Genomic DNA, 20,075 nt, shown 5'->3' with positions numbered 1-20,075 from the left:
GCGGCTGTAGGGGCAAGAGAAAAATTAAAGTCCGCTGAAGTTCGTATCGTCGAGGTCGATGGGCCGGACATGGACCTCATCGGCGCATAGGGAATGATCGCTGAGAACTTGGAGGATGTTGCAGGTCTTCACCGAAGTTCCCGAGCATTGCGTCGTCATCCTTTCCAACTCCGCTTCGAGCGCTTTCAGACGCGCCAATCGACTCCTGATCTTTGCGAGTGTCTTCTGCGCGACAGCGTCCGCACTGTCGCAACGACCCTCGGCATTGCTTTGCATGTCGATGAGATCGCGAATGGAAGGAACGGCAAAACCGAGTTCCCGCGCGTGCCGAATGAATTTCAGCCTCTCTATGGCATCGTCGCCATACTGTCGTTGACCGCTCTCCGACCTGCCGGGCTCGGCCAGCAACCCGATCGACTCGTAATAGCGGATCGTCGTGACCTTGACCCCGGTCGCCAAGGCGACCTTTCCGATTGTGAGCGGCTTCATTCAAATTCCTTCTTGCATCTACAGCGACTGTAGATGCTAGCAGCGCACAGGACGGTCAACCCGACTTATAGGCTGGCTCGCAACCGAATGCGGCAAGTGTCGTTAAGTCTCTGCTCTTAAATATATTTTGCCGAAAGTGATCGTTGTGAGTGGTGAAGTCATAGACATCGATACGCCCGAGAAGCGCAAGACGCTCTGGATTGTGCTCTGGCTTAACGTCGCCATTGCCATTGGCTTCTTTATTACTGGGTTTATCGGGGACTCGAATGCGCTCTTCGCGAACGGCCTCGACAATACATCCGATGCCGCTGTCTATGCGCTGAGCCTGCTGGCCCTCACGCGGTCCCGCGTCTGGAAACGCGGCGCAGCGCGCCTGTCCGGTATCATGCTTCTGGTCTTCTCCGCAGGCGTCATCGTCGACGCAATCCGGCGTTTCCTCGAAGGCTCCGAGCCTGTCGGGATCATGATGATGGCCATGGCGGCCGTGGCAGGCATTGTGAACCTCATTAGCTTGGTCTTGCTGAAGAGACTTCAAAACCGCGACGTCAATCTTCGAGCCGCCACCACCTTCAGCTTCAACGACTTCGTCGCCAATGGCGGTATTCTCCTCGCAGGGATCGTCGTCATGTTCACTGGAGCCAACTGGCCCGATCTTGTCGTCGGTCTCGCCGTGGCCGGGATTGCGCTCTACGGCGGGATCGAAATCCTACGCGACGCTCATGGCGACATGCACGAAGACGCGCAGACAACTCACACCTCCATCACGGATGGTCTTCGAAAATAATGTAAATGCGGCTCTTACGAGCTCTGAATAAAGTCAGGATTCCCATGGGGGCTGAACACACGGCGGACGACCACGACCACGACCATGACCATGGAGAGGGCAAAGCCCACGGGTCGGGTGACGGCCACAATCATGACGACATAATCAGCCGCATTCTCGGTCCGCGCGCGGAGGTCATCTTCGCGGTTCTGGCGGGCATGTTCCTGCTCGTCGGCTGGCTCGGGCCCAAATTCGGTCTGGGCGAGCCCATCGCTTTTGGCGCTCTTCTGGCCGCCTATTTCTTCGGCGGCTATTACGCCTTGCGCGAAGCCCTGGGCAGCGTCTTTCAGGGCCGGTTCCAGATCGACTTCCTCATGTTGGTCGCGGCGACAGGCGCGGCCATACTCGGCGAATGGGCGGAGGGCGCGTTTCTGCTCTTCCTCTTCGCCATCGGCCACGCTCTGGAAAACTTTGCCATGACACGCGCCCGCAACGCCATCACGGCTCTGGCTGATCTTGCTCCTGACGAAGCCCTTGTGCGCCGCGGCACGGAATCACTGATAGTACCAATCGACGAACTTATCATCGGCGACATCGTTGTAGTGAGGTCTAATGAACGCCTGCCAGCCGACGGTTTCGTCGTGCGCGGCGAGAGCGCCGTGAACCAGGCCCCGATCACGGGCGAGAGCGCACCCGTCGACAAGCAGCCCGTCTCCGATGCCGCGCTGGCCGCCGCCAATCCCGACACCGTGTCCAATGATAGCCGCGTCTTCGCCGGGTCCATCAACGGCGCGGGCAGCCTCGATATTCAGGTGACCCGTCTGGCGGGAGAGACCGCGCTCGCGCGCGTCGTGCAGATGGTCAGCGAGGCCGAAACACGGCAGTCCCCGACGCAGAGCTTCACTAAAAAGTTCGAGCGCGTCTTCGTGCCGTCCGTCATCGTGCTGGCCATTCTGGTCGCGCTATCCTTCCTCGTGCTGGACGAAACGCCGTCCGAGAGCTTCTACCGCGCCATGGCCGTGCTGGTCGCGGCGAGCCCGTGCGCGCTCGCGATCGCAACCCCGAGTGCCATTCTCTCCGGCGTGGCCCGAGCCGCGCGCGGCGGCGTTCTCATCAAGGGCGGCGCGCCTTTGGAGTCGCTCGGCAAGCTCGATGCCATAGCCTTCGACAAGACTGGAACCCTGACCGAAGGCGAACCGCGCCTGACCGACATACAGCCCTATGGCGGCGTGACGGAGGAAGAGCTCCTGCGTGTCAGCGCGGCCGTTGAAACTTTGTCCGATCACCCGCTCGCACAGGCCGTGGTGAGAGACGCGGCGGACCGTCTGCCGTCCATTCCTGATACGGCGTCCGGCTTCGGGAGCATTACGGGCCGCGGTGTCACGGCCGAATTCGAAGGACAGACTGTGCATATCGGCAAGGCCGCCCTCTTCTCGGAAGTGTCGGGATTGCCTCTGCCCAAGGACTTGCGGGCGAGCGTCGAGCGTCTGTCGGAAAATGGACGCACGACCATGATCGTGCGGCAAGGTGACCGCTATCTGGGTGCCATCGGTCTTATGGACACGCCTCGGGAAGCGTCAAAGCCCGTCATCGCGAAACTGCGCGAGCTGGGCATCAAGCGGATGATGATGATTTCCGGCGACAACCAAAACGTCGCCGATGCCGTGGCCCGCGACGTCGGGCTGGATACTGCCTTTGGCGATCTGATGCCGGACGACAAGGTCACCAAGATCAAGACGCTCAGTTCCGAGCAAGGTGTCGCTATGGTCGGGGACGGGGTGAACGATGCCCCCGCCATGGCCAATGCGACAGTCGGCATTGCCATGGGCGCGGCAGGCTCGGACGTGGCTCTGGAGACCGCCGACATTGCGCTGATGGCCGACGACCTCGAAACACTGCCTTTTGCCGTCGGGCTTAGCCGTGCGACAAGCCGCATCATCCGTCAAAATTTGTGGGCAAGTCTAGGGATCGTTGCATTTCTGATTCCGGCGACATTGCTCGGCCTGCGTATTGGTCCAGCCGTGCTAATTCACGAAGGATCAACGTTGATCGTGGTGTTCAATGCCCTTCGCTTGCTGGCTTATCGAGATCCAAGTTAGGCACGCAAAACTATAAGGTCTTAGAACGACTATTTTTGCGTCTTTAAAAGCGCCGTTTAGTTCGGTTTCATGCAACGTAATGCAGGTTATGTTGTGTGAAGGTTTCAACATTTTATTAAAGTTACGTGCCATCATCTAAAATCCCGGCTCGGAAATAGTTTCGCTGCTTGGCTGCGCGGATGACGACTGGCCCCATGCGCATAGTAGGCCGTCACGTCCTTCCGGTCCTTTGACCGGTCCGTCCTCGGGTCCGCACCGAGGGGATCAGCCTTGACGGGCTTAGGCACATGCGAGGCGGCCTTGTCGCGCGCGATCGAGGTCGATGTCTGGACCGGTGACCGGACGTGGTCTGCATTATCATGCGCTGGGTAGATGGGTTCGGCTTCAGCGCCGCCCGCCATGCCATCCAGCAGGAATGACAGGTCCTCAATGTGATCCGCGATGACGTTGGTGACGATGCCCTCACGCTGGAACGTGCCGGACACGCGCAGCAGCCGCCCCGCCATGACTTCGGCCCGGAACTTCGGGAAAACGCCATTGCCCCAGACGATGATGTTTGACGTGCCCGCCTCGTCCTCCAGCGTTAGGAAGACGACGCCGGACGCCGTGCCTGGACGCTGGCGGCAGACGACGAGACCGCAGACTGTGATGGGACGCCCGTCCGGGTAGTCGCGGAGATGTTGGGTTTGAATGCGGTTGCCGAGCTGCTTGCCGAGCAGTTCGACTGGATGGGTGCGCAGCGTCAGACGCTTGGAAACATAGTCGGCATAGACCTGCTGCGCTTCGGTCAGGATCGCAAACGCGACCTCGCCGGTCGGTAGACCTTCCCCAACGTCCGAAAAGAGCGGCAGCGGGCCGCCGCGCGGCAGCGCCTTGACCTGCCAGAGCGCCTCGCGGCGGTTGAGGCCGTAGCCCGCAAACGCATCGGCCTGCGCCAGCTTGTTGAGGGCGCGGTAGGACAGGCCCGCACGACGCCAGACGGCATCGACTGAGCGGTAGCCATTCCCCCGGCAGGCCGTCAGCCATTTGGCTTCCTCCTCGGGCAGACCCTTGATCTGGCGGAGACCGAGCCGGACGGCGAGCTTGCCGTTGCCGTCCGGCTCCAGCGTGCAGTCCCAGAAGCTGGCTTCCACGCAGGGAGGGCGGACTTCCACACCGTGGCGCTGCATGTCCTGCACGATCTGGGCGGGCGCGTAGAACCCCATCGGCTGACTGTTCAGCAAGGCGCAGCCAAACACTTCCGGATGGTGACACTTCAGATAGCAGGACACATAGACGATTAGCGCGAAGCTGGCGGCATGAGACTGCGGGAACCCATAGCCGGAAAAGCCTTCCAGCTGTCGGAAGACACGTTCTGCGAAGTCTTGTTCGTACCCGTTGTCGAGGCAGCCCTGGATGAAACGCTCCCTATGGATCTGGATGCGCCCTGGACCCGATGAGGAGGCCAAGCTCCGGCGCAAGTGGTCGGCTTCGCTCGCCGAGAAGCCGGCGGCAATGGACGCGATCTCCATGGCCTGCTCCTGGAAGAGCGGGATGCCGAGCGTCTTCTCCAATGCCGGGCGCAAAGCTTCGCTCGCATACTTGACCGGTTCTTCGCCGCGTCTGCGCTTGAGGTAGGGATGGACCATGTCGCCCTGGATCGGGCCGGGCCGGATGATGGCGACTTCGATGATGAGGTCGTAGAAGGTGCGCGGTCGCATCCTGGGCAGGAACTGCATCTGCGCGCGGCTTTCGATCTGAAAGACCCCGAGCGTGTCCGCTAAGCAGATCATGTCGTAGGTGGCGGGGTCTTCCTGCGGCACGTTCGACATATCGAGATCGATACCCTTCCAGCGGCGCAGCAGTTCGAACCCCTTGCGGACGCAGGTCAGCATGCCGAGCGAGAGGACATCAATCTTCATCATGCCCATCACGTCGATGTCATTCTTGTCCCACTCGATGATGGTCCGGTCCGCCATCGCCGCATTCTCGATCGGGCAGAGTTCGTCCAGACGGCCATTGGTGATGACCAGCCCGCCCGAGTGTTGGGACAGGTGCCGCGGAAAGCCGATCAGTTGGTTGGCGAGTTGAAGCGTCAGAGCGATACGGCGGGCGTTCGGGTCGAGCCCGGCATAGGCGGCACGCTCCGGTGTCAGGCCGCCATCGCGCCAACCCCAGATCTTGGACGAAAAGGCGCGAATACTGTCTTCTGAAAGACCTAGCGCCTTGCCGACTTCACCCAAAGCCGAGCGAGACCGGTAATGGCGCACGGTCGAGCAGATCGCCGCGCGGTGACGGCCGAACTTGCCGAACACATACTGGTAGACCTCTTCGCGCCGCTCATGCTCGAAGTCGACATCGATGTCGGGTGGCTCGCCACGCACATCGGAGATGAACCGCTCGAACACCATGTTGATGAGGTCGGGGCTGGCATGGGTGATGCCGAGAGCAAAGCAGACGACTGAGTTGGCGGCCGAGCCGCGACCCTGACAGAGGATGCCATCCCCGCTGGCGTAGCCGACAATGTCCTGGACGGTCAGGAAGTAGGGCGCGTAGCCAAGTTTGGCGACGAGCGCGAGTTCCTTCTCGACCACGGCCCGCACCTTGAGCGGCACCCCGCCCGGATAGCGCCCACGCAACCCCTCTTCGGTCAGTTGGCGGAGCCGCGTGTCCGGATCGATGCCGTTCAGCACCTCGTCCGGATATTGGTATTCCAGCTCGTCCAGCCGAAAGGTGCAGGTGTCCGCGATGCGCAGCGTGTTGAGCAGGGCTTCGGGATAGTCCGCGAAGAGTTGTCGCATCTCCAGCTCGGAGCGCAGGCGGCGTTCGCCGTTCAACAGGGCGTGCTGGCCGAGCTGGTCGACGGTCCGCTTTAAACGGATGGCGGTGAGCGTATCGGCCAGAAGACGGCGATTGCCTCGGTGCATCAGCACATTGCCCAGCGCGACGAGGGGCACGGCCTTAATCGTTGCCAACTGGGCGATGATGCAAAAGCGGTCTTCGTCCCAGCCGTCATAGTAGGGAGACAGGCCAAGATAGAGGTCGGTGCCGAACGTCGCCTTGAGCGGGTCGATATGTGCTTGCGACCGGATCGGGTCCTTCAGGATGACGACGGTCTCCGAGAGGCCGTCCAACACGTCGGCCATCTCCAGCCGACAGCCGCCTTTCTCCGCGCGGCGCTTTCCGAGCGTGAGCAGGCGCGCGAGCTTGGCGTAACCCGGCCGTGTTTTGGGATAGGCAAGCACTTCCGCCCCGCAGCTTGTCACGAGGCGCGAGCCAACGCGGAAGTCGAGACCGATGTCCCTTGCGGCCGAGTAGGCCCGGACGATGCCGGAGAGCGAGTTGCGGTCGGCAACTCCAATTGCGCGCAGGCCGATCTCGCGGGCGCGCTCGACCAGTTCCGCTGGGTGGCTCGCACCCCTCAGGAAGGTGAAGTTGGTCGTGATGTCGAGCTCGACATAGCTCATTAGGCGAGAAGCAGGGAAAGGCGGGGCTCGCGCAGGAACTCGCCGCAGACATAGCATCCATCGTCCGGGTGCCGAGGAAAGACCATCAACCAGAAGAGGCGGCCGCACTCGGTCCGAGCCCGCCAATAGTCGCGCACCCGGGCTTCGAACTTGGTGTTTGGGTCGTCCCAGTTCACCGGGCTGATCCGTTCTGGGCCCTTGACCTTAACGACGCGGTAGCTGTCCTGCCGCCAGGTAAAAGCATAGGGCGCGCGACCGGGTTGGTCGACCCGCACGCGCTCGGGTGCGAAGGCGATTTCGGGGCGGGGATAGGCTGTCAGGTCCGTGGGCGGTGCCCAGTCGAGCGCATCGACGGCCGGGCCGAACATCATCTCGCGCTCCGGCGTATGGCCCGGTCCGGGGCGCGGCGTGTGCAGCCGGTCGAAGCCGATCCGGTTGCCGAGCGTGGTCAGCGTCTGGTCGACGGCCTCCTGCTGCGCCTGGGCGGCATTGCCCGCCTCGATTTGGTGTGGGTTGAAAAGGCCGGTGTCGAGCGCGAGCAGCCGCATCCAGTCTGCGCCGAACTCGATTTTGAGCTGATCTAGTGGCCGTGCGAACTGGCGCAGGACCGGCGTGACGGTCCGGGTCGGACTGGCAAAGCCGACAGACAGATGATGGTCGCCCGTATCGACACAGCGGACCGTCAGCCGGAAACCCCGCGCCGTGTAACCCTTGTCGCAAAGCTTCTGGCAAACGCGCTCGGCCAACCGTTCCAAAATGCCGGTCACGTCTTCAAGGCGGCCGATGGGCTCAGGCAGTGTCATGTTGGCGGCGAAGGTCGGGACGACAGCGCTAGGAACGACCGCGTCGTGGGTATGGCCGCGCAACTCATCCAGCGCGCTCGTCAAATGGACGGAAAAGCGCCGAGCCAGCTCGGCGGACTTGAATCGCCGTAGCTCGCCGATCGTGGTGACGCCAAGTCGACGCAGGTCGGTCTCGATAGACGTCTTCAGATCCAAGGCGGTGACGGGCAAATCATCGACTTGGGCATGCTCGCGGTCTGGATCTGTTATGGTGATCGTTGAGGCACCGTGCCGCGCAAACCCGCGCGCCGCCCGGAGCGTGTTCGCAATGCCGATCCGGGTCACGACCGTCAGGTCTTCCGTCTCCCTCAGGATGAGTTTGGCCATCTGCTGCTCGCCGTCGAACAAATGCGCGCAGCCAGTGACGTCGAGGAGAAGTCCGTCGGGCGGATCGAGTGCGATGCGCGGCGAGTAGCGGTCCGCCCAGATGTGGAGCGCGCCCAAGAGCCGGGACTCACGCATATCGTCCTGCGGCTCTGTCAGCAGGTCGGGACAGACGGCATAGGCGTCCGCGACCGTGTCGCCCGGTTGGAATCGGGCTTTGCGTGCGTGATCATTGGCGCAGACAATGCGGTCCACATTGCCGGTCTTGCGCGTCACGGCAAACGGGCCCCAGAGGCGCGGATCCTCGCGCCGCCGCCATCGATCAAGCGGCAGCTCCGGAAACCAGAGAGCGAGGGTGCGTCGTGAAACGGATGGGCGCATGGATGGGTGGGGTTTCCAAGGAAGGGCAGAGATCGGGCGGGTGGACGAGATGTTCGGGCGGGTCGCCCCGCACGGACCAGGCGCGCGGGCGGCCGCGCTTGTTGCGGGTCAGGCTCCACACCCAGTCGGACCCAGACCCCTCTTCGCTCTCGCAATGCCATCGGGTCTGGCAGGCCGAGGACTGCGCATGGCGTCGGATGAGGACGAGGCCGATCCCGCCGCCGACTTGTGCGGCGATCTGGAGGCGTCGGCTCTCGGACAGGTCCGGTCCCTTGTCGATGTCGATGATGACCGCGCCCGCCCCGCGGCAGCGCAAGGCTTGCTCGGCCGCCCAGAGGGTCTCGTCGCGATTGGCGGTCTCGACGAGAATGAGGTGCGCCGGGTCGCCATAGGGGCGAAGGCCCCGGGCGCGGAGGGATCGAGACCGGCCTCCGATCGCAACCCAGAAGATCCGTCCCGTTGACTTTGCAATGACGGCGAGGGCCAAGGATGTGCGAAGAGACCCCGTCACTTCGTGGACGCGGGCAGCGGCGATCGGCTCGGCGGAGTCCAGCCGGATGCTGTCTTCATTGGCCGGGAAGTCCTGTCCGGAAACAAGGCCGACATGTGATCTTATGTCCTGCAGGGTTGACATAAGTTCGTGCTTTGTTCTCATTAAAGCGAGCTCGTCAAGCAAAACAGGAATTTTATCCTAACTAGGCTGTGGGTATGTTCAGCTCCTGAGACATCCCGGATCTCTTCGTTTTCATGTGAGAGATAGACAGCGAGGTTGACCTTACGCTCGCATGTGAACAAGATTGACTGAGCTGGGACGAATGGAGGTCGCATGATGCGAACCACATCTCTCGGCATTGTGTCCGTTTCGCTTTTCTCTTTGCTGATCGTGTCATGTAGCGGTGGGCCCGACGACAAAGTCTCGGACGATGTTTTTCTACAAGCGCTTCGTGACAGCTACGTAGACCGGAAAGCCTGTTCGCAAATCGGCACACGTCCGCGGGACGGTGTGATCGCTCAAGCCCCGTCCATCCGTCCAAATCCACAGCTGGACGCTCTCGTGGAGCAGGGCCTGCTCACGCGCCGCCAAGACGGCATCGGCTTGAATTACAGCCTGACCGATGCGATCCGGCCCTATCTGAAAAATGGGCAAAGCTCGGAGGGGGCCCCGAACCTTTGCTTTGCAGACATCGAGGTAACCGGGATCATTGGCTTCACGGAGCCGACGGAAACCTTTGGATCGACCGTGTCGAACGTTCGCTTCATAACAGCACTGACCGATATTGAGCCTTGGGCCGCAGATGTTTTTGCGGGGACGGATTATCTTCCGTGGATCCAGGGTGAGCCGCGCGAGGTTGCGACAGACATGGTCCTCACGTCCGGCGGCTGGATCCCTCAGAGCGAGCTGCAGCAGTAGCTAAAACATCTGGCGCCTCGCGCGTACCGCGCGACCGGGCTCGCGTGAACGGAGCCTGCGCTTCGCTTGTCTCCGCCCTCCGGGCTTTCATCCCATGGCGCGCCGGGCATCGGCCCGGCTCAAGGGGCCGCTGATGCGGCACAGATCCCGACCGCAATCGTCTCAACATTGACAGCCATGCGGACGGCGCTGACGCGCCGGCTCTTTTGAGTGGGTTTCCCTCGGCAGACGGGGGTGGGCGACCGGCAGGGATGGCACGGGGCGGTCGGCGCGCAAGGGCGTCGGGACTGAACGTTGTTTCGTATGTCCGTGCCTGCCTACCTGTGCCCTTGCGCCCCGCCCTGATGCCCCGCGCCTGACCTGCCTCTTCGCCGCCCACCCCCGCCTGCCGGGGGAAACTGCGCGGGGCGGGACAGAGAAGGATGCGACATGGCCCCACGATCCCACACCGACCCGCTTTCCGAGACCCCGGAGTTGCCGCCTTGCGGCGGCGGCGCTGGCGCGCCCCCTATGCCTCTCCCCTCTGGCGCGGGCGCGCCAGCCACGGGCGGGCCATTGATGGGAGAGTCCGAGCGCGAACCCGCCCACCCCGGCGGCGAGCGCCCGGCCATCTATGTGGCGTGTCTGGCCAGCTACAATGGCGGCACTCTGCACGGTCGCTGGATTTGGGCAGAGGATTCCTACGAGATGCGCGCGGACACCAGCGCCATGCTCGCGGCCAGTCCGGAGCCGGGGGCGGAAGAATGGGCCATCCACGACCATGCCGGGTTCGAGGGTGCGCGCATCGAGGAATATCAGAGCTTCGAGAGCGTCGCGGAAATCGCGGCCTTTATCGAGGAACGCGGCGCGTTGGGCGCGAAGGTACTGGAGCACTTCGGTCAGGACTTAAACGACGCGCGCAAAGCGTTCGAGGACTATTGCGGCGCGTATGAGAGTCTTGCGGACTATGCCGAGGAATTGACCGCCGAGTGCGGCCCAGCCGTCCCGGAGAGCCTTCGGCACTACATCGACTATGCGGCGATGGGCCGAGACATGGAGATCAACGGCGACGTGTTCACCGTCCAGACGGGCCATGCCGAAGTCCACGTCTTCGGAGGACGCTAGGATGTCCCTCCCAAAGAGCGAATGCACAGACTCGCGCGTCTGGAAAGAAGCCAAATGCCCGGACGGATACAAAGCAAAGCATATCTCGGAAGTCCGGGTTGGCGACATCGTCCTGCACCCGGACGGGTATGACCGCACGGTCTGCGCTGAAAACCTCACGCGCGACCCATTCATGGGTCTGTCCCTGTTCGGAAGCAGCCACAAATCGGGTTTGGAACCCGTCTTCGTAAAGCTCTCGCCCTCTCCGAGGGCAACGACATGACCTTCCGCGAGAGCTTCGACGCCTATGTCTGCGAAGGCGACGTCATCACCACCGAGGCGGATGGGTTTACCGTGACGGCTCGCATCGTACGCGACGACATCCCTGATGCCCCGGACAAACGCCAAGATGGATTCTGGCCGACATTGGACCCGCAAGACGCCGGATATATCGGCGCGGGCAAGACCCACGCCGACCTAGAGACCACCATGGCGAGAGCCAAGAGCGTCATGGAGGCATGGGAGGCGGACGAGTGGTTCTATTGCGGGATTGTCGTTTGCGTGTCCCGCGCGGGCGTCACGCTGGATGACCACGCCGCCAGCCTCTGGGGCATCGAGGCGAACTATCCCGATAGCGACAATGCCTATCTGTCGGAGGTCGCCAACCAACTTCTGCCGGAAGCGCTTGAGACGGCCCGCGCGGCGCTGGCGCGCCTATGCGCGGGATGCGGCTACACCGACGCCGAGGCTGCGGCATGACCCGCGCCGCGACTTTGGCGGCGGACCCCGCCCAACCGACCCCGATGATGCGCCAATATTTGCGCATCAAGGCGGACGCCGGAGCCGACACGCTGCTGCTCTACCGGATGGGCGACTTCTACGAAGTATTCTTCGAGGATGCGAAAGCGATGGCGGCGACGCTCGGCATCGCGCTGACCAAGCGCGGCAAGCATGACGGGAAGCCCATCCCAATGGCGGGCATCCCGGTTCACGCGTCGGAAGCCTACATCGCTCGGCTGTTGAAAGCGGGCCACCGCGTCGCCATTGCCGAAGTGACGGAAGACCCGGAGGCCGTGCGCCAGCGCGGGCTGCGCCGCCCGGCGCGGCGCGAGATCGTCCAGCTTGTCATACCGGACGCGGACGCCCGGACCCCATGCGATCCAACGCCTGCGGCCTTGCGGTCGGAGCCGACCGAGGTCGGAGAACAGACGCTCGTCCACGGCGTCCGTCCCGTCACGCTTGGCGAGCGGCTGACCGCCCTGACCCAGCAACCCATGCGCCCGCGCCGGAACCCGGCGGCGGAGCAGAAATCCTGCGACCACGGACTCTTCGATGAGGTCGGCCGTGCGCAGATGGACCTGTGCGACCTCATCGACCAACTCACCCAAGGAGAACGACCATGACCGCCCAGCAAGTGAAGATACGCCCGCAGAAAGCGGCGAAGACTGCCTCAAAGAGTGCCCCGAAGACGGCCAAGACGAAGCCCGGAAAAGCGGCGCACCCCAAACCCAAGACGACGACGGGTGAGCCGCCCAAGCGTCTGCCCGCCCCATCCCGACCCGCGACGGTCGAGGCCGTGCAGGTCATCGACGTGGCCAAGCTGCACGTGTCCAAGCTGAACATGCGACACGGCGCGGACGCGCCGGACATTGCCGACATCTATCCGAGCGTTCTCGCGTCCGGCGTCAACCAGTCGCTGCTCGTGCGCAAGGAGGACAAGGGGTACGGCGTGGTTGCCGGACGCCGCCGCCTATTCGCGCTGCGGCGCAAGGCGCAAGAGACGGGCGAGGTTGTCACCGCACCCTGCCTCGTCATGCAGTCCGGTGACGACCTCGCCGCGCTGGAAGCCTCGCTCTTGGAGAACGTGGCGCGGCTGCCCTCGACCGAACTGGAACAACTCGCCGCCTTCAAGGCGTTGGCGGGTGCGGGAGAGACGGCCAAGTCCATCGCGGTCACCTTCGGCTTGACGGAGTTGCGGGTGAAGCGGGTGCTGGCCTTGGCCGATGTCCATGCCGACATCCTCGCCCTCTACGAGGCGGAGGAGATCAGCCAGACCAGCCTGCGCTACATGACGATGGCGACGAAGGAGCAGCAGGCCGCGTGGCTGGAACTCTGGCGCGGCGAGGACTACGCGCCACAGGAAAGCTACCTCAAGGAGTGGCTGACGGGCGGCGCGTCCATCGCGACGAGCGCGGCCTTGTTCGACCTGTCCGACTATCCCGGCAACGTCATCAGTGACCTGTTCGGTCGGGAGGAAGGCAGCGGCTACTTTCAGGACGCGGACCTGTTCTGGACACATCAGAACCGCGCCATAGCGGAAAAGGCGGACGCCTTGCGGGCCAAAGGATGGGCGGATGTCGTCATCTTGGAGCGCGGAAAATCTCTCGACAGTTGGGACTATGGCGACCGCGAGCGGCGCGCGGGCGGCAAGGTCTTCATCGAGGTCGGGCATGACGGCTCGGTGCGCATCCGCGAAGGTCTGCTGCACAAGGCGGACATTGCGCGCATCGACGCCATCATCCGGCCTAACGATACGAGCGCCAAGGCAGAGGCCAGCATGGCCAAGCCAGAAATGAGCGGACCCGTCGCGGAATATGTGCGTCTGCACCGCCATGCCGCAACGATCGCGACCCTGCTGGATCATCCCGGCGTCGCCTTGCGGCTGGCCGTGACGCATATGCTGGTTGGGTCGTATCGCTGGACCGTGGAGCCGCAGAAAACGACAAGCCGGAAGGACGGGACAACGGAGAGTGTCGCGCTGAGCCAAGGCGCGGTGCGTCTTGCAGAAGAACGGCGAGCGGTCTTCGACCTGCTCGGCTTGAAAGCGGAAGACCCATATTATGGAGAGCCAAAGCAGCTTGCCGCAAACCCCTTTACCGAGGTCTTCGCGTCCCTGCTGGCGCAAGACGATGCAACCGTCATGCGCGTCATGACGCTGGCCATGAGCCTGACGCTCTGCGCCGATGAAGACATTGTAGAGACGGTCGCAACCACCATTCAGCCGGACTTGGCCGCACTTTGGTCGCCGGACGATGCGTTCTTCGACATTCTACGCGACAAGCGCGTCATCAATGCGATGCTCAAGGACATTGGTGGGAAGCGGTTCGCTGATGGCCTCATCAGCGAGACCGGAACCAAGCAGAAAGCAGCCCTTCGCAACCGTCTCGACCCTGATGTCGTCGGCAAGGACACGGCCCAGCCGGACTGGCGTCCGCGCTGGATGCAGACCGTGCCGACCCACTATCTGGACCGGGCGACATGCCCGCCTGCCGGGGCGGCGGCAGAGGTCGCCAAAGCCCTCGCAGAGCATAAAACCAGCGAGATAGCGCAGCGTGAGACGGCTTCCAAAGGCAAGTCCAAAGCCGCTTGATATAGGCTCCCTCTCGCGAGGGAGCCACGCCACACGCTCCGCAGGATATTCTCCAATCCTTTGGGAGCGACAGGAGCGATCGCGGCAATCCCGCATCGCCTCCGGCCAAGGCCGTCCCCGCAGGGACGGCCTTCGTCATGCTCGGTAGTCAGCTTATATCTTGTAGATCCTCTGTCCGTCCGACGGGCAAAATCCAGCCCGCTTTAGGAGCGTGGTTTTGCAATCAAAGTATCTTTGTAAGACTGGTCGCGAGGTGCAGACCGCACCGTATCCAGCGACCGCCCGGCGCAGAGCCGGACGGTCTGTTTTTAGGTCACTACCTTAACAACCGCGAGGGAATGGATGACACGGCGGGTCTCGCCAATGTTGACTGCATGGACCCAATGGCGAACCTGCAAAGTCCGTTCTCCGAGAAGGCAAGGGCCAGCAATTCGAGCCGGATCGAGAGTGCCGGTCTCACTCAGCCCGCCCAATGAACACCATAAGAATGCCGCCAACCAGCACCCGGTAGTCAGGCTGGCTGTATCGAATAAGCCCGGCCATTCATGACGATACGGATCAGGATAGAGAACCTTGCATGACCTGATGGCGTTCCCTAAAAGCCTGAATCGGTCTCGGCGGAAGGCTCGCCCAGTGCATTTGCCAGAGCCATCCTCTCCACAAGACATAGGCTAACGCGAGGGCCCGATGCCCTGTTGAAGAGACTGACCTGGTCGACCCGTCAGGCCCGGCCAACCGGTTCCACGCACGACTTTCCCCTGCCGCTTCGCGGCATTCCTCGCGAGACAAAGTCGCACCCTCCACCGGTGCTCCTCTTCGTTCCGCCCGCGAAGAGCGGTGGCCGACCCTGCCGCGCCGCCCTGCCGGTCGCTCGTCAACAGGGCATCGGGCCCTCGCGACGAACTTATGGAGAAAATGACCATGGCAAATGCACTGGGCTATATCACTGAAACCGACACAGGCTTCGAGGGCACGCTCTCGATGCTCTCCCTGTCCACCCCTATCCGCATCGTCGCGAACGGCCTCAAGCAGGACGGCACAGACCAGCCCGACTATCGGGTGCTGGCCGGCGGCCAAGGCGCTCCCATCGGGGCAGGCTGGGTGAGAACGGCGAAGTCATCGGGGCGCGAATATGTTTCCCTGACCCTCGCCTCTCCGGAGATCGGACCGCGTAAGGTCTACGCCAACATCGCGCCGGTCAAGAATGACGAGACCCGCCACGTCATCCTCTGGAACCCGGCAGGCTAGTCTCTCGGGACGACCAAAACCCAGACCGCTCGGCTCCGCGCCGGGCGGTCGCTACGTTTCTACTTGGAAAGAAGTCGCGCTTAGATTGAACAGAAGTCGAACATGCAACTGAGTCTAATCGGATTCCCGTATTTACTTTTCTAGGAAATTGTTCCTATTTTGTTCCCTCGCGGGCTGGGGGTCGCTATACGTGTCTGGAGGCAAGAGAAATGAGGCTGGACGAGCAGATTGTCATGTCGGATGCGGCTTGGGCGTGGGAGGGGTTGCGAAGAAATATCTCCTACAGACAATCATGGGCGAGACATCGCCAACACCTGCCAGAAGTCTGTGATCGACATGACAGCCTCCGATACATCCGTTTGCACAAACCCTATCTCGAAGCGGAAACCTTCGGTCTTATTGCATTCGCAGACCCAGACCTTCCATCAAGTGAGACCCCGGTTTTCTGGTTGCCGAACTTGCTCACTAGCACTCTTCCTGTCCGCTTCGATGTAGCTCTGCCCGACGATGATGGCAGTTTTTCTTTAAAGACACTCAGGTGCTTGCCGACCATTCTCGACACGAGCGATGGAAAGAGAATGGTTCGTTTGGGCGGTCATGATTTCTGGATACAACTCGTCGGCAATAGCGACATACCGATAGGCGAAGATGCCCGCGTTTCCATCAAATTGGACGGTAGACCTGGCGCGACGCGTCGGCTTCGGACCTTTGGAAAACTCTTGTCTCTGCATAGGTCTGATGCACGAAAGGTATTGCGTACGACACGTCGCCCGAGTCGTGACAAGCTCTTGGAAGGTCTCCTTGCGTGGGACATCGAAACGTTAGAACCGGGTCGGATCGGCAGTCTTAGGGACATCGCGATTGGCCTCTTTGGTGAGGCTCGAGTTTCACTGGACTGGGCATCAAACCGATCATTGAAAGATCGCGCAATCAGAGCGCGCGACCGGGGGCGTGCCTTTGTCGGCGGTGGGTATCTCCATATTTTGCGAGACGCCGCATCTTAGGGGTGTCGAAAATTGCATTGCAGAATTCGACACTGCCCAAAGGCTCAAGTATAGGAATATAGTCCTTTTACAGACTTCTCCCAACTCTTCCATTGGTTGCAGAAATGAAAGGACAAATCATGGTCAACCCTTCCGAGACTCCATATTTTACGACCGAAGAGGCGGCGATCTATCTTCGCATGAAGGTCTCAACGCTAGACGCCATGCGGTGGCGGCATGACGGACCGACGTTCCGGAAACATGGGGCCAAGGTGCTCTATCACCGCGATGATCTCGACCTGTGGTCGCGCTCGCAGCATGTCGGCGACATACTCGCACCGGCCAATGACCGGGCCGATAATGACGACTGATCCGTATACGCTGGTCGAAGTTCACTTTCGCAAAAACCGCATCAATCACCGCGTTCTTTTCGGCGAGCCTGACCGGTATGTTCGTAAAGATTGGCAGCGTCGGTTTGCAGCATATCGTCCCGGCCAGGTCTTCGGCTATGAACGCTGGGAGGCCAATGGGTTCGGGACACAACTATGGTCGGTCGCGATCTGTCGTGCACTTGACCAGGGTCATTGTACGACGTTGCCCGGTATTCATCCGGGAGCTGACGTCTGGCTGCACGCGTCAGGGACGACCCGCGTTAGGCGCGTTCTTGCGGCATTGGACGCGCTGCAAGCGATCCAATTTGCGCCCGAATCCCTCCCTGAGCGGCGCTGGCGCGCGATCAATCTGGCCAATCTGCAAGCGAAAAACCTCGCCCAGATCGTCGAGGGCTGGTTATGTTGATCCGCGTTCTTGCACCGCTTTCGATTGCTGTATTGTGTGGCGCGACACTCTTCCAGATCGTCCGTCCCAGCGTTCCCAGATTGCTTTACAATCCAAGCCCGAGTGCGCCGGTTGGATGGTATCGATTAGAGCCGGGCGCGCAAATTAGGCGAGATGATCTTGTCGCAGCCTATGCGCCTCAAGCGGCTGAAATGCTTGCCGTAGAGAGACGCTATCTCCCTCCCAACATACCTCTCATTAAGACCGTCTGGGCTGTCTCGGGAGAGAGAGTTTGCCATGACGAACATGGCGTCAGCGTGTCGGGACGCCCTCTGCTTGTCGTGCTGTCGCACGACTCGCGAGGGCGGCCCCTACCATCGAAACGAGGCTGTTTTACGCTCTTGAAAGATCAGATCTTTCTCGTTTCGACAGATGTGCAGACCTCGTTCGATAGTCGCTATTTCGGCCCGGTTTTGCGCTCGAATGTTCTCGGTCGTGTTCGCTATCTGGGACAGTTTCGTTGGGGATCGGATCAGCAGGGGCTCGTCGGTAAGGCGGGGCACGGGTGACGGGCGTGGAAGGCAAGATAAAAGGGGGTGTCGACACCCCAGGACTAAGTCCTGTCTGCACATCGGTTTTTAGTGTCGACATGGTCGACCGTGGTGTCGACACCGATCTTCGGTTTTCTCAGGTGGTACTGGGCGAAACGGTGTCGACACCGAAGACCAAACCTTTTTTAGCCTCTTCGATCCTCTTTCCGACATGAAGAAAGGCGATGACTTCGAAGTTCGGCTCGGTCGTATTCGAACGCGGTCAGGAGCGCGCAAGACTGTCACTTTCTTCAAGCGGATCGAGCGAGCGTCGAAACGCAAGGGCGCTAGCTCGTCGCGATCATCCGCGTCCAGCCGGGCCGTCCGACCAATGGCATTTTACCGACGGGTCGTGATCAAAGGGTCGTTCAAGACCCACGCAGTCGGCAAACATATCGGACTGAAGAAACACGTCGATTATATCCAACGGGATGGGACGGACGAACATGGCGGACGTGCCGAACTGTATGGGTCTGAGATCGACCAAGTAGAAGGCTTAGATGAGCGCAAGAGTCTTGCGAATGACGTTGCCAAGACTTGGAAGGATGACCGTCACCATTTCCGGTTCATCGTTGCACCGGAAGACGCCGCACAACTGGCGGACTTGAGGGCTTACACGACCGATCTTGTCACGGAGATGGAAAACGAACTTGGTACGAAGCTGGAATGGCTGGCGGCCGACCATCATAATACGGCCAATCCGCACACGCATCTAATCGTGCGCGGGGTCCGGGACAATGGCAATGACCTCGTCATTCCGCGCCGCTATCTCTCATATGGAATGCGGCGACATGCAGAGCAGCTTGTCGAGGCTGAACTGGGACCAATGACTCAGATCGAAGGCCGTGTGCGCCTTGCAAAGACTGTTGAAGCGGAACGGGTGACGGACCTGGACCGAGCGCTCTCCAAGCAGGCCGAGCAAGGCGTCATCGATCTGTCTGGCCCGGCCCAGAGGGGAAGGGTCTGGCATCGACGGCTCATGATCCGACGCTTGCGCCACCTTTCGGTTCTAGGACTAGCGGAACCGCAAGGCGGAGGCCATTGGCGGATTGAGCCCGATTCCATCGACCGTCTCCGACAGATGGGAGAGCGGGGAGACATCGTCAAAGCGTTGCACAGCGCGATGAAAGGCCAAGCGCCCAGTATCGTGACGGAAGACAATATCTTCGACCCCAATCGACTCGGCTCTCGGTCAGTTACAGGACGGGTCACACGGTTCGGGAAAATTGATGATACACACTCCGATGGTTACGTTGTGATCGAAGCTCTAGACGGGCGGTTGGTCCATGCCGCCGTCGCAGATGACGAGACATTTGAGACGTTGCAGGCCGGGCAGGTGGTCACTTTCGAACCGCATCACAAAGGTCCAAGGTCGATAGACAGATCCATTTCAGAATTTGCCGACCAGAACGGCGGCATTTACAGCGAGGCGAGACATGCGACCGAAGGCGACAGGGTTTCCGCAGACTACGCAAGAGCACATGTTCGGCGACTGGAAGCGCTGCGTCGACAGAAGTACGTCGTCCGAAGGCCGGATGGGTCGTGGCGCATACCCAGCGAATATCTAGACCGCGCCGCGGATTATGAGACCGAACGGGCCAAGCGTCTCCCGACATCTGTTCGCCGCGATAGTCGATTGACCCTTCGCGAGATGGAAACGGCAAGGGGCGTTACATGGATAGATAGGAAGCTAACCGGGAGTGGAAACCCCGTCCTGCGCTCAAAGGAAATTCAGGCGGCTATGGCGAAACGAGTCACGGTGTTGAAAGGGATGGGCTTCGAGAAAGACGAAGCCGGAAGGCTGCCGAGCGCCGCACTTGAGAAACTGGAAGCAATAGACCTCGGCGATGCTGCCTCAGGAATATCGGTCGAGACTGGCAAATCCTACACTCCGCTTGGAGACTTTCGGCATGTCGATGGGATATACAGTAAGGCCATTGAGCGACCGAGCGGAAAGTTCGCTGTTATTGAACGCTCGAAAGACTTCACGCTCGTGCCTTGGAGACCAGTTATGGAGAACCGATTGAGTCGTTCAATTAGAGGACGAGTGTCGTTAAGTGGGATAAGCTGGGACGTGATTGGACGGCAAGGGCAGGCGCGTTAGAGCTGGATTTGAAGGACCTCTTGGTAAGAGCAAGCCTTCGGCCGGGGGCAGGTATAGCGCGTTACATCTACCGCTTGATTAGCTCATGACACAATAAGGCGGCACGCTCGTCGTTTTAAAGTTCGTCCGCCTCGGCCAAGTTCGTCCGCCTCGACCGCAGCATGA

At 61.3% G+C, this 20,075-nt stretch carries 18 protein-coding genes; 15 read left to right on the top strand and 3 right to left on the bottom strand.

Annotated elements, in window-relative coordinates; translation table 11 throughout:
• Positions 1-24 precede the first annotated feature (24 nt).
• Entirely contained in the window at positions 25-489 is a 465-nt protein-coding gene (locus QQL54_RS08840) for a MerR family transcriptional regulator (RefSeq protein ID WP_284389738.1), read from the bottom strand.
• A 127-nt stretch (positions 490-616) separates the two neighbouring features.
• Between QQL54_RS08840 and QQL54_RS08835 the strand changes: the two genes are divergently transcribed.
• Both QQL54_RS08835 and QQL54_RS08830 read left to right on the top strand, forming a co-directional pair.
• Positions 617-1,273, top strand: a complete 657-nt coding sequence (locus QQL54_RS08835) for a cation diffusion facilitator family transporter (protein ID WP_431355931.1) — start codon at positions 617-619, stop codon at positions 1,271-1,273.
• A 44-nt stretch (positions 1,274-1,317) separates the two neighbouring features.
• Entirely contained in the window at positions 1,318-3,351 is a 2,034-nt protein-coding gene (locus QQL54_RS08830) for a heavy metal translocating P-type ATPase (RefSeq protein WP_284389736.1), read from the top strand.
• A 131-nt stretch (positions 3,352-3,482) separates the two neighbouring features.
• Here QQL54_RS08830 and QQL54_RS08825 read toward each other — a convergent pair whose 3' ends face one another.
• A complete protein-coding gene (locus QQL54_RS08825) occupies positions 3,483-6,797 on the bottom strand; it encodes an error-prone DNA polymerase (RefSeq protein ID WP_284389734.1) in 3,315 nt (1,104 codons plus the stop codon).
• Positions 6,797-8,344 (bottom strand): Y-family DNA polymerase, encoded by a 1,548-nt coding sequence (locus QQL54_RS08820; protein ID WP_284389732.1) that lies wholly within the window; start codon positions 8,342-8,344, stop codon positions 6,797-6,799. The genes QQL54_RS08825 and QQL54_RS08820 overlap by 1 nt, the downstream gene beginning before the upstream one ends.
• Between QQL54_RS08820 and QQL54_RS08815 the strand changes: the two genes are divergently transcribed.
• The 13 genes from QQL54_RS08815 to QQL54_RS08755 all read left to right on the top strand — a co-directional run bounded on the left by QQL54_RS08815 (position 8,343) and on the right by QQL54_RS08755 (position 19,910).
• Complete coding sequence (locus QQL54_RS08815) at positions 8,343-8,807, top strand: hypothetical protein (protein ID WP_284389730.1); 465 nt, start codon at positions 8,343-8,345, stop codon at positions 8,805-8,807. The two genes, QQL54_RS08820 and QQL54_RS08815, sit on opposite strands and share 2 nt — an antisense overlap.
• A gap of 363 nt (positions 8,808-9,170) precedes the next feature.
• On the top strand, positions 9,171-9,755 hold the full coding sequence (locus tag QQL54_RS08810; protein ID WP_284389728.1) for a hypothetical protein: 585 nt from the start codon (positions 9,171-9,173) through the stop codon (positions 9,753-9,755).
• A 558-nt stretch (positions 9,756-10,313) separates the two neighbouring features.
• The gene (locus tag QQL54_RS08805; protein WP_284389727.1) at positions 10,314-10,859 is read left to right on the top strand and encodes an antirestriction protein ArdA; all 546 of its coding nucleotides are present in this window, start codon (positions 10,314-10,316) and stop codon (positions 10,857-10,859) included.
• Position 10,860: 1 nt separating this feature from the next.
• Complete coding sequence (locus tag QQL54_RS08800; protein ID WP_284389723.1) at positions 10,861-11,121, top strand: hypothetical protein; 261 nt, start codon at positions 10,861-10,863, stop codon at positions 11,119-11,121.
• Positions 11,118-11,597, top strand: coding sequence for a hypothetical protein (locus QQL54_RS08795; RefSeq protein ID WP_284389721.1), 480 nt, complete (start codon positions 11,118-11,120; stop codon positions 11,595-11,597). Before QQL54_RS08800 ends, QQL54_RS08795 begins: the two co-directional genes overlap by 4 nt.
• Positions 11,594-12,241, top strand: coding sequence for a MutS N-terminal domain-containing protein (locus tag QQL54_RS15540; protein WP_284389718.1), 648 nt, complete (start codon positions 11,594-11,596; stop codon positions 12,239-12,241). The genes QQL54_RS08795 and QQL54_RS15540 overlap by 4 nt, the downstream gene beginning before the upstream one ends.
• Entirely contained in the window at positions 12,238-14,208 is a 1,971-nt protein-coding gene (locus QQL54_RS08785; RefSeq protein WP_284389717.1) for a ParB/RepB/Spo0J family partition protein, read from the top strand. Before QQL54_RS15540 ends, QQL54_RS08785 begins: the two co-directional genes overlap by 4 nt.
• A gap of 906 nt (positions 14,209-15,114) precedes the next feature.
• Complete coding sequence (locus QQL54_RS08780; protein WP_284389715.1) at positions 15,115-15,456, top strand: DUF736 domain-containing protein; 342 nt, start codon at positions 15,115-15,117, stop codon at positions 15,454-15,456.
• 209 nt (positions 15,457-15,665) lie between these two features.
• Positions 15,666-16,460, top strand: coding sequence for a DNA -binding domain-containing protein (locus QQL54_RS08775; RefSeq protein ID WP_284389713.1), 795 nt, complete (start codon positions 15,666-15,668; stop codon positions 16,458-16,460).
• A gap of 119 nt (positions 16,461-16,579) precedes the next feature.
• Positions 16,580-16,810, top strand: coding sequence for a helix-turn-helix domain-containing protein (locus tag QQL54_RS08770; RefSeq protein WP_284389711.1), 231 nt, complete (start codon positions 16,580-16,582; stop codon positions 16,808-16,810).
• Positions 16,800-17,237, top strand: coding sequence for a DUF2840 domain-containing protein (locus QQL54_RS08765; protein WP_284389709.1), 438 nt, complete (start codon positions 16,800-16,802; stop codon positions 17,235-17,237). The genes QQL54_RS08770 and QQL54_RS08765 overlap by 11 nt, the downstream gene beginning before the upstream one ends.
• Entirely contained in the window at positions 17,231-17,785 is a 555-nt protein-coding gene (locus QQL54_RS08760; protein WP_284389707.1) for a S26 family signal peptidase, read from the top strand. Before QQL54_RS08765 ends, QQL54_RS08760 begins: the two co-directional genes overlap by 7 nt.
• 193 nt (positions 17,786-17,978) lie before the next feature.
• Complete coding sequence (locus QQL54_RS08755; RefSeq protein ID WP_284389705.1) at positions 17,979-19,910, top strand: DUF3363 domain-containing protein; 1,932 nt, start codon at positions 17,979-17,981, stop codon at positions 19,908-19,910.
• Positions 19,911-20,075: the final 165 nt, after the last annotated feature.

Source organism: Algimonas ampicilliniresistens (assembly GCF_030159955.1).
GTDB lineage: Bacteria > Pseudomonadota > Alphaproteobacteria > Caulobacterales > Maricaulaceae > Litorimonas > Litorimonas ampicilliniresistens.
This window is presented reverse-complemented; position numbering and strand designations above follow the sequence as displayed.